Raw genomic sequence first — 10,481 nt, forward strand, 5'->3', positions numbered from 1 at the left:
AAGCTTCCTGGCATTCCCCCCTGAAATGGATGCCTGCCATGAACTTCCCCGTACGTTTCGCCACGCGCCGCTCCCTGATTGCTGTTGCCGCCGCGCTCACCCTGTTCGGCTCCGCCGCCCAGGCGGCATCGGACACCCTCACCATCGGCCTGATCCCGGCCGAGGATTCGCAGGCGATGATCGAATCCAGCAAACAGGTGATCGAGCAGCTGCAGCAGCAGACCGGCATGAAAGTGAAGCCGTTCGTGGCGACGGACTACAACGGCATCATCGAAGCCTTGCGCGCGAAGAAGCTGGACGTGGCGTACCTGGGCCCCTTCTCCTACGTGCTGGCGGCATCGGTCGCGGACGTCGAGGCGTTCTCGGTCGCCGTCACCAAGAAGTCGGGCAAAAGCGCCTACAAGAGCCTGATCGTGGTCCGCAAGGACAGCGGCATCCAGAACGTCGAACAGTTGAAAGGCCATACCTTCGCATTCGTCGACCCCAGCTCGGCATCGGGCCACCTGTTTCCCAAGGCGGGCCTGGAGCAGGCCGGCTACGACCCCGCCCGCCTGTTCTCGCGCGTGGTCTTCTCGGGATCCCACGACGCCAGCCTGCTGGCCGTGGCCAATAAGAAGGTGGACGCCGCGGCCGTCGCCGACCGCATCTACGCCAGCGCCATCGCCAAAGGCCAACTGGGCCAGGACGATCTGAGCGTCGTGTGGACGTCCAGCGACATTCCGGAATCGCCGATGGTCTGGCGCAAGGACCTGGACCCCGCCGTCAAGGACAAGGTCGCCCGTGCGCTGGCGAATATCAAAGACGTGCCGTGGGGCGACCAGGGCATGCTCAACGGCTTCCAGCCCACGACGGATGCCGCGTACAACGTCGTGCGCGACACGGCCAAGGTGCTGAAGCTGGACCTGCGGAGCATGAAATGATCCGGCTGCGCGGCCTGACCAAGCGCTACGGCGCCAATGACGTGCTGCGCGGCGTGGACCTGGATGCGGGCGCCGGCGAATTCCTGGTGATCCTCGGCCAGTCCGGCGCCGGCAAATCCACGCTGCTGCGCTGTATGAACCGCCTGGCCTGCGCCGATGCGGGCGAGATGACCGTGGCCGGCATCGACGCGATGGCGGACCGCGACACCCGGACGTTACGGCGCCAGGTGGCGATGATCTTCCAGCACCACGACGTGGTGCCGCGCCTGTCGGTGCTGCGCAACGTCCTGACCGGCCGGCTCGGCGCCGCGCCGGTCCTGACATCGGTGCTGCAGCTCTTCAGCCGTTCGGATGTGGCGCTGGCGCATGAGTGCCTGACCCGCGTCGACCTGTCCCACAAGGCGCAGGCCCGGACCGATTCCTTGTCGGGCGGCCAGCGCCAGCGCGTGGGCATCGCGCGCGCCCTGGCGCAACGGCCCAGGGTCATCCTGGCCGACGAACCGGTGGCCAGCCTGGATCCCAAGACGGCAAGGCTGGTCATGCGCTATCTGCACAGCGCCACGCGCGAACTGGGCATTACGGTCGTCTGCAACCTGCATCAGGTCGACTACGCGCGGGAGTTCGCGGACCGCATTGTCGGCCTGGCCCACGGCCGCGTGGTGTACGACGGATTGCCCGGTGCTTTGCGGGAGTCCGATCTGGCGCGCATCTATCCCGGCGGCGAACAGCCGGAGGCGGGCAGCGACATCGACGGCGAAGGCGGAATGGATTTCCGGGCCGGCCCGTATCAATCGGCGGCGCGAGGAGCATGACGATGGAAGACAACAAATACTTGTGGACGGCACCCCTGCCGTCAAGCGTCAAAGGCTGGGCCTTGGTGGCCATCATGGTGGCCGCGACCCTGGCCGCGCTGCAATGGAGCGCCCAAGGCGCGCAGCTGAGCGCATCGGAACTTGCCGCGGGCGTGCCGCAGATCGCCGACTTCCTCAGCCGCACCTTCCCCCCCGACTGGAGCATCCTGCAATCGTTGACGGCGCCCGCCATCGAAACCGTGCAGATCGCGGTCTGGGGCACCTTGCTGGGCGTGCTGGGCGCGGTGCCGGTGTCTTTCCTGGCCGCGCGCAATCTGAACGTGAACCGCTGGCTGTATGGCGCCACGCGCCAGGTCCTGAACGTGGTCCGCAGCATCAATGAACTGATCCTGGCGCTGGTGTTCGTCGCCGCGGTGGGCCTGGGCCCGTTCCCCGGCGTGCTGGCGCTGGCCGTGCACGGGGTCGGCATGCTGGGCAAATTCTTCGCCGAGAGCATCGAAGAAATCGACGAAGGCCCGCTGGAAGCCCTGCGGGCTACTGGCGCCCGGCCGCTGCAGGTGATCGTGTTCGGCGTGTTGCCGCAGGTCATCACCGCCTGGATCGCCGTCATCCTGTACCGCTTCGAAGTCAACCTGCGATCGGCCACCGTGCTGGGCATGGTCGGCGCCGGCGGCCTGGGCTTCGAACTCGTCAGCAGCCTGAAGCTGTTCAAGTACCAGGAGACCGCGACGTGCATTGTCGTGATCACGTTCATGGTGATCGCCGCCGACCTGGTTTCCAACCGGCTGCGTGCCGCCATCCGCGACAACGGACGCGGCTGACCCGATCTTCATTCACTAGAGACTGCCATGTGGAATTTTCATAACCCCGTCGTGATCGATGCGGGCGAGGGCGTACTGGCCCGCCTGCCCGAACGGCTGGGAAACCGGCGCGCCATTCTGATCGCGTTTCCTGAAGCGCGCGCGCTGGGCCTGTGCGGCCGGATCCAGGCCATGCTGGGCGACCGGCTTGCCGCCATCGAAACGGAGGTGCACCCCAACCCCGACGTGTCGTGGCTGGCGCCCATGTACGAGCGGCTCTGGCGCGACCATCCCGACGTGGAATGCGTCATCGCGCTGGGCGGCGGCAGCGTCATCGATTGTGCCAAGGCCATGCTGACCGGCACGCCGTCGGGCACGTTCGACGAGTTGTTGGCTTGCCTGTCCGGCGACACCGCCATGGCCCGCCCGAGTGGCCGCGAGCGCCGCCTGATCGCGTTGCCCACCACCGCCGGCACCGGCAGCGAAGTCACGCCGTGGGCCACGATCTGGGATCAAGCCGGGCACCGCAAGTATTCGCTGCATTTGCCCTGGACCTGGCCGGAGGCCGCCCTGATCGACCCCGCGCTGATGGTCAGCCTGCCCCGGGGCGCGACACTGGCCAGCGGCCTGGATGCCTTGTCGCATGCCCTGGAATCCCTTTGGAACATCAACCGCAACCCGGTGTCCGCGAGTCTGGCGGTGTCGGCCGCGCGCGAGATCCTGGCCGCACTGCCGCCGCTGATGCAGAACCTGGACCGCCAGGACCTGCGTTCCAGAGTGGCCGTGGCCGCCGTCCTGGCCGGCATGGCGTTCTCGAACACCAAGACGGCGCTGGCGCACTCGCTGTCTTACGGGTTGACGCTGGAGCACGGCGTGGCGCACGGCATCGCATGCTCGTTCAGCCTGCCCCGCGTCATGCGGATGGCGCTGGGCATCGACGCGGACCTGGACGCGCTATTGCTGTCCGTGTTCGACGCGCAGGACGCCGGGCAGGCCGTGGCGGCGCTGACGGCCTTCCTGGAAGGCCTGGAGGTCAGCACCGACCCAGCAAGCTATGGCGTGGCTGCGGACCAATGGGAGGCCCTCGTGGCGGCCGCCATGCAGGGCCCGCGCGGACGCAACTTCATCGGCGCGCGATAAGCGCCGCCGCTTTCGGCCGTAACCGGCAATCAATCATGAACAGGCTCCAAGACATGACTCCATCCACACCTGCCCAGAGCGGGAAATTCCCCGGCACCGTCGACGCGGTCATTTTCGATTGGGCCGGCACGCTGGTGGACTTCGGTTCGCTGGCGCCCACGCAGATCTTCGTCGAGGCGTTCGCCGTGTTCGGCCTGCGCATCACGCTGGAACAGGCGCGTGGCCCGATGGGCCTGTCCAAGCGCGACCATATCCGCACGCTGCTCGCCGACGTCGGCATCCAGGCGCAGTGGGTGGAACGGTTCGGCCGCCCGTCCAACGACTTGGATATCGATGCCGTCTATCACCGGTTCATGCCGATGCAGATCGCGAAGGTCGCCGAGTATTCCCGCCCAATCCCCGGCGCGGTGGAGACCCTGCGCGCATTGCGCAGCCAGGGCATCAAAATCGGTTCGTGCTCCGGATATCCCCGCCAGGTGCTTGACGTGCTGCTGCCCGACGCCGCCGTCGACGGGATCGCGCCCGACTGCGTGATCGCGGGCGACGAACTGCCCGCCGGCGGCAGGCCTGGCCCCTACATGGCATTGGCCAACGTGCTTGCCCTGGGCGCCAGCGACGTGCGCCGCTGCATCAAGGTCGACGACACCGTGCCCGGCATCGAGGAAGGGCGCAACGCGGGCATGTGGTGCGTGGGACTGACCTTGTCCGGCAACGAGGTCGGCTATTCGCAGTCGGAGCTGGCATCCGCCGACCCGGCCGACGTCGCCGCGCGCGTGGCGCGCGCAACGGAAAAGCTGACGCAGGCCGGCGCGCACTACGTCATCGAGTCCGTGGCGGACCTGCCCGCCATTGTCGCCGCGATCGGGGCGCGCCTGGCCCGGGGCGAAACGCCCTGATTTCCTTGCGGGTCAGGCGCTGCCCGATCCGCCGCCCGATCCATTCGCATGGCAGGCTGCGATCGCGTCGAAGAACGACGATATCAGCCTGCTTTCGCGGCGCTCCCGCAGGCAGCAAACATGAATGTGCGTCGACACGACATCGCCTTCGATGCGCACCGGACGCAAGCGCGGATCGGGCACGTACTCGGATTCGGACACCGTGCCCACGCCCAGGCCCCGCACGACCGCCTCCCGCAGCGCCTCCCGGCTGCCGATCTCCATGGCGACCTGAACCGTCACATCATGCAGCAGCAGCGCATCTTCCAGCGCTTTGCGCGTCGTGGAACCCGGCTCGCGCATCAGCAAAGGCTGCGTTGACAGTTCGTTCAATGCGATGGATTCCCGCCTGGCGAAAGGGTGGTCGACGCGCACGAAGGCGATGACCGGATACCGGGCGTATGGCTGCATGTAGTAGCGGTCTTCCGGATAGCGGCTGGCCACCACGCCCACATCGCAGACGTACTTGTCCAGGTCGTCCAGCACCACTTCGGAGTTTCCCAGCCTGACCGACAAGTCGATCCGGGGATGGACGGCGTGATAGGCCTCGATCATTTCCGTGACGTGATAGGGGCCCACGGCGCCGACCTTCAACGCGCCACGGCGCAGCTTGCCGCTATCGTCCAGCATCAGGCGCATGTCGGCCTCCAGCGACACCATGCGCCGCGCCAGCGGCAGCATTTCCACGCCCAGCGCCGAAAGCTCCACACGCCGGCCGCGGCGATGGAACAATTCGGCGCCGGATTCCCGCTCGATCATCTGGATCTGCGAATTGAGCGTCGTGTGGCTCATGCCCAGGGCGCGGGCGGCGGCAGTGAAACCGCCATGCTGGGCGACCATGATGAAGGCGCGGATCTGATTGAGCGTCAAGGGGGCCTCCTGCTGGCCGAGGCGTTATGCGGAAGGCCCCCATCATGCCGGATCAACATTACGCTGGCGCGACCCCCATCGCCGGATCGCTGACGCCGTCCTTGCCGGTTTCCATGCGTCCGGCGAAGCGGCGTTCGAAGTCCGCGCCCAGCGTCAGCGTGAAGTCGTACCAGCGCTCCGACGATTCCAGCGACCAGCGCGTGTCGATCTGCATCCCCGGGTCCACCGTGTAGGTCCAGGGGCCGTCCGTGCGGTAGGCGTTGGCTTTCACGGTGACCGTGGCCGGGGCGTCGCCCATGTTCATGATGGTCAAGGACACCGCGTTGCCGCCATAGTCGTAGCACACGCGCACTTCGGGGTTCGGCCCGCCGCGCAACGCGTTGATGTCGCCCTTGAAACGCCGGTGGTAGCCGTTGGGGCCCAGCACCCACAGGCTGTACCGGCCCGCATTGTCCGCGGCGGCCTGCCACGCGTCCGAGATCATCTTGCCGCCTTCGACCGTATAGCGCCGCGGGTAGCGGGAAAGGTTCAGCTCGTCATACACATGGAACACCGTGCCTTGGGTTCCGGTGTTGCTGAACGTCAGCCAGACCTGGCCATTGCCCGCGTCGACGTTGGCGCTGGTATGCAGCTGATACGGCAGCGCGCGGGACGGGCGCAGCAACCGTTTCTGCGTCGGCAAAGGCACCGTGCCGACATCAGGCACCGGCACGCTGCCCGACCCGACCTGCTGCGCCAGCGTGGCGTCGGCTTCGGCCCGGGTCGGCGCCGGGATCAGCAGGGGCTTCGCGGTGTTGGGATCCTTGAAATTGAAGCACGACATCATGTCGCCGAACACCGCGCGGCGCCAGGGGCTGATGTTCGGCTCGGCCACGCCGAAGCGCTGCCCCAGGAAACGCAGGACGGACGTATGGTCGAACTGCTGCGAATTGACCCAGCCCCCAACGCTCCATGGCGAAATCACCAGCGTCGGCAGCCGGGGGCCGGCGCCGAACGAGCGGCCGTCCGGCGTGACCTTGCGCGTGTCTCCCGGCGGGGCGGGCATGGTGTAGTACTCGTTCGACACGTCGACGGTCGACTTGCCCTCCAGGCTCCCGTCTTCCGATCGCCAGGGCGGCGCGGGCGGGGGCATGTGATCGAAGAAGCAATCGTTCTCGTCGTAGTTCACGATCAAGACCGTCTTGCTCCAGATATCGGGATTGGCGGTCAGCATATCCAGCAGCGTCTGCACATACCAGGCGCCCTGCGCCGGCACCGACATGCTGGGATGTTCGCTGTAGGGGCCCGGCGCCACGATCCAGCTGACTTGCGGCAGCGTCCCGGCCGCGATGTCATCAGCGACCGCCTGCAGGTATCCGCCATCGGGCATCGTATTTCCGAAGCCCTTGTACAGCGGCGACAGGGCCTCCATGGCGGGCGTGTAGGGCGCGGAGGGCGACCCCTGCGCGGCCAGGTTCTCGTTGACGGCGCGATACGCGGCGAAGGCCACCAGCTGATTGTTGTTGCTGTTGTTGCCTGGCGTGTTGTAGACCTTCCACCGCACGCCGGCGGCCTGCAGGCGCTCGGGATAGGTGGTCCAGTCCAGGCCGTCCTGCGACGGCCCCAGGCCGCCCCAATTGGCATTGGTCACGCACGCATGGCCGCGCACGTTGGCGCCGTTGCTGCCGCTCCACAGGAACATCCGGTTGGTGAAGGTGCCGGTGTTGATCGACGTGTGATAGGCGTCACAGACCGTGAAGGCGTTCGCCAGAGACCAGTGGAACGACAGATCGTTCTGCTGCAGATGACCCATGGCGACCTTGGTGTTCTTGGCCCGGGGCCAGGCCGCCATCCGGCCGCCGTCCCAGGCGGCCTGCTGGTCGCCCCAATCGTGCGCGCCGCCGACGCGCAGCGCGTTGCCTTTGGTCGCATCCAGGTAGTAGGGCTGGACGGTTCCCGCGGCGCCCTGCTGTATCCACACCGGCTGCCCCGACGCCATGGGGATGGTGAACCGGTCGCTGAACCCGCGGACGCCGGGCATGGTGCCGTAGTAATGGTCGAAAGACCGGTTCTCCTGCATCAGGATGATGACGTGCTCGACGTCGTTGATCGTGCCGGTCGTGTTGTTGGCGGGGATGGCCAACGCGCGCTGGATCGCCGGGGGGAACGGGCCCAGGGCGGCGGTGGCCGCGGCGGCCCGCAGGAAGTTGCGGCGGTTCATTCGGGTCATGGTGGTCGGTGCCTGTAATCGTCGATGGAAGGGGACGTCGCGCTTACGGCGCGCAGTCGAGCTTCGAGTTCAAGGCCGGGAGCTGCGTCGCCGGCAAACCGGTGTCTCCGCAAGACCCGGAGGCCGGCGGAGCAACGATGGGGACCTGCCCCGCCGCCGAACCGTCGCCTTGCGCCGCCGCTTCCGCGTCGGTGTCGGGCCCTTCGTCGCCGCCGCATCCCGCGATCAGCGCCGACGCCATCGCCGTGGCCAGCACCTTCGTCAATGCCGGCAGGCGCACCGCGCACAGCCGTTGCGCCATGGAGAGAAAAGTAGTCATCGCGCGTTCCTTCAGTTGGCGGACAGCGTCGACAGGGGCTTGTTCGACAGGAATATCGACTGCATTTCGGCGTCGGTCAGCACGCGGTTCCACATCGCCAGGTCGCCGAACATCTGCTGGTACGTCGGCGCGGTCGCGCATTTCCCGGCGGTGTAGGGCGGCGTCACGGCGCTCCCGCACTTGTTCATCAGATACGCGCCGGTGCCGTCGTCGCCGACGCCCCATTGCGGGTAGGGCGAAAGCTTGGACAGGTCCACCGAGCCGGTCGACTTGCCCGCCGCCACGCGGTTCGTGACGCCGGTGACGGAGTCGAACACGTACATGTTCATCGCCTGCGCCGCGCCGTCGACCGAGAACGCGATATAGACCCAGCGGTTCGCGGTGATCTGCGTATAGGGGCTGGTGGGGCCATCCGCACGGGCGCCGCCCGAGCCGATGTTGAAAGCGATGCCGCACTGGTTGCCCGAGCTTGAGAACAGGCCGATCGCCACGCCGGGATTGCCGCCGCTGACGTAATTCTTGTTCGCCAGGACGGTGACGTTGCTGCGCGCGATGCATTCGGGGATCTTGAACCAGAAGCCGATGGTGAATTGCGGCGCGGTCCCCTGGGAGATGTCGAAGCCGTCGGCGGGCGTCAGCCGATAGCCTTCCAGGCCGTCCGTCGTCACGAAGTTCGTATCCACCAGCAGGCCGTTGGTGCCCGGGAACGGGCCCGGCACGACCAGGCCCGCCGATGCGGGCAGCGAGGCCGACGCGGGACCCATCGCGCTGTGCGCCCGCGCATCCACCGGCGGCAGCGTGGCGCTGAAGGGGTAGTACGACACCAGGCCATTCAGGAGCGTCGCAGCCAGCGGCATCGGCGGCACATACGTGACCGGCGGGCTGATGATGCCGCGGATGGCGGCGGCGCTGCCGGCGCCCACCCGCACGGCATAGGCGAACTGATACGTGCCTTTCGCATTCAGGTCAGCCGTCAACTGGTTGTCGGTGTAGGTGGTCGCGCCGGCCGGCAGCGAGGCGATGACGCGGCCATCGCGCAGGACGTCGACGGGGCCTTCAGGCGGCGTCGCCCATTCCAGCACGACGTTCACCGACGCCGAATTGTTGTCGGCGACCTGCGCGGTCAGGCGGGACACCGCTTGCGGCCCCAGCAGGCCGGCGCCGTCCAGCGCGTATTGCTCCGCCTCGGGCAGCGCGCCCAGGTACCCCAGTACCGTGGGGGCCACATCCGCGATGCTGGCGTAGCCGTACAGCTCGGACAATGTGGCGGGCACCGCGGCGCCGATGCCTTGCGTACCGTTGTTGGCGGGTTGATTCAGGCCAAGAAACGTGGCCGACTGGGGAACCAGCGGCAAGCCGTCTTCCTGGCTGTTGCCGCTGAGCCCGTGGTTGCCGGTCACGACGACCAGCCACTGGCTGTCCTTGCGCTTCGCGGCTTCGTCAAGCATCGCGCCCACGGCCGTATCCAGCTTGGCCAGCGTGCCCGCGTAGTTCGACGAGCCCACGCCGTAGTCCAGGGCGGCGTCCTTGGCCGAACGGAATTGCGCGACCACGGTGCGGTAGCCGCCACCAATCATTTTCAGCGCCTCGCCGGACACGCAATCCAGCGTGGCCGCATTGGCCGAACAGTCGGCCAGCGTGTCCAGGTATCCGGCGTCGTGATCGGCGACCAGCAATTGCGCCAGGCCGGCCGATGCTACCGCAGCGCCATTCAGGCCGGCCACCCGGGCCTTGCCCTGCTGGAACATCGTGGCGCCGCGCAGCACCTGCACCGGCGCGTTGGAGATCACGCCATGCCGGTTGGCCCAGCTTCCCGTCAGCAGCGTCGCCCAGCCCGGCATGTCCAGCGTGGGCTGCTGGCTTGGCGTGCCCGCCGCGCCGCCGCTATAGGCGAGCTGCGGCTGGAGCTTGGCAAGGTTCGGCAACGATCCTGCTGCAATGCCGTTTTGCACGGCGCCGTACGTGGCGCTGTCCAGGTCGATGACCAGCGCGTGGCGGCTGGCGGGTGCTGCCGGCTCCCCAGGCGTTTCCGGTTGAGGCGCGCCATCATCCGCGCCGTCGTCGCCACCGCAAGCGGTCAACGCCGCCGACAAGGCCGCGATGGCGGCGGCACGCATCCACACTGTCCTGCGGCGATCGCCGCGTGCCGCCTTGGCGGAAGGAAACCCGGATGCGCCCGCGGGCTGAGGGGCCAAAACCGGCGTGGCCAAATGCTCGACTCTCATGTCTCGACTGCCTTTCGTTGAGGAAGGAATGATCGGATTTGAGCCTGCCGCAGTTACGTGGTCGCGACGATTTCCTAGGATGGGATCGTCTTTACTGCCTATTTTTTCGTCAGATCGGCCACGGGGCGCCACCGGCTTGCCGGCCTCGAAAGCGCCTTCCTCGCGCGCAGCCGATAGCCACTCGTCAGGCGCCATGGTTGATTCGTCATCTTGGCCTTGTCCGCCGGGCCGCGGCGTTCCTACTCTGCCGC

The 10,481-nt window shown here is 67.4% G+C and carries 9 protein-coding genes; 5 read left to right on the top strand and 4 right to left on the bottom strand.

Going from position 1 to position 10,481, the window contains the following annotated elements; all coding sequences use genetic code 11:
* Positions 1 to 38: 38 nt before the first annotated feature.
* From phnD to phnX, 5 genes are read left to right on the top strand one after another with little or no spacing between them, the layout of a single operon-like run.
* Positions 39 to 920 (top strand): phosphonate ABC transporter substrate-binding protein, encoded by an 882-nt coding sequence (gene phnD, locus A9973_RS27560; protein ID WP_183016794.1) that lies wholly within the window; start codon positions 39 to 41, stop codon positions 918 to 920.
* The gene (gene phnC / locus A9973_RS27565) at positions 917 to 1,732 is read left to right on the top strand and encodes a phosphonate ABC transporter ATP-binding protein (RefSeq protein WP_183016795.1); all 816 of its coding nucleotides are present in this window, start codon (positions 917 to 919) and stop codon (positions 1,730 to 1,732) included. Before phnD ends, phnC begins: the two co-directional genes overlap by 4 nt.
* A gap of 2 nt (positions 1,733 to 1,734) precedes the next feature.
* Entirely contained in the window at positions 1,735 to 2,553 is an 819-nt protein-coding gene (gene phnE, locus A9973_RS27570) for a phosphonate ABC transporter, permease protein PhnE (RefSeq protein WP_183016796.1), read from the top strand.
* A gap of 27 nt (positions 2,554 to 2,580) precedes the next feature.
* On the top strand, positions 2,581 to 3,672 hold the full coding sequence (gene psrA / locus A9973_RS27575) for an iron-containing alcohol dehydrogenase PsrA (RefSeq protein ID WP_183016797.1): 1,092 nt from the start codon (positions 2,581 to 2,583) through the stop codon (positions 3,670 to 3,672).
* A gap of 53 nt (positions 3,673 to 3,725) precedes the next feature.
* Positions 3,726 to 4,568 (top strand): phosphonoacetaldehyde hydrolase, encoded by an 843-nt coding sequence (gene phnX, locus A9973_RS27580; protein ID WP_183016798.1) that lies wholly within the window; start codon positions 3,726 to 3,728, stop codon positions 4,566 to 4,568.
* Positions 4,569 to 4,580: 12 nt separating this feature from the next.
* Here the strand turns inward: phnX and A9973_RS27585 are convergent, their stop codons facing one another.
* From A9973_RS27585 to A9973_RS27600, 4 genes are read right to left on the bottom strand one after another with little or no spacing between them, the layout of a single operon-like run.
* On the bottom strand, positions 4,581 to 5,477 hold the full coding sequence (locus A9973_RS27585) for a LysR substrate-binding domain-containing protein (protein WP_183016799.1): 897 nt from the start codon (positions 5,475 to 5,477) through the stop codon (positions 4,581 to 4,583).
* A gap of 58 nt (positions 5,478 to 5,535) precedes the next feature.
* On the bottom strand, positions 5,536 to 7,686 hold the full coding sequence (locus A9973_RS27590; RefSeq protein WP_183016800.1) for a phosphocholine-specific phospholipase C: 2,151 nt from the start codon (positions 7,684 to 7,686) through the stop codon (positions 5,536 to 5,538).
* A gap of 43 nt (positions 7,687 to 7,729) precedes the next feature.
* Entirely contained in the window at positions 7,730 to 8,005 is a 276-nt protein-coding gene (locus A9973_RS27595; RefSeq protein ID WP_255469321.1) for a hypothetical protein, read from the bottom strand.
* Between the two features lie 11 nt (positions 8,006 to 8,016).
* The gene (locus A9973_RS27600; RefSeq protein ID WP_183016801.1) at positions 8,017 to 10,122 is read right to left on the bottom strand and encodes an alkaline phosphatase family protein; all 2,106 of its coding nucleotides are present in this window, start codon (positions 10,120 to 10,122) and stop codon (positions 8,017 to 8,019) included.
* Positions 10,123 to 10,481: the final 359 nt, after the last annotated feature.

Source organism: Achromobacter sp. UMC46 (assembly GCF_014170335.1).
GTDB lineage: Bacteria > Pseudomonadota > Gammaproteobacteria > Burkholderiales > Burkholderiaceae_B > Achromobacter.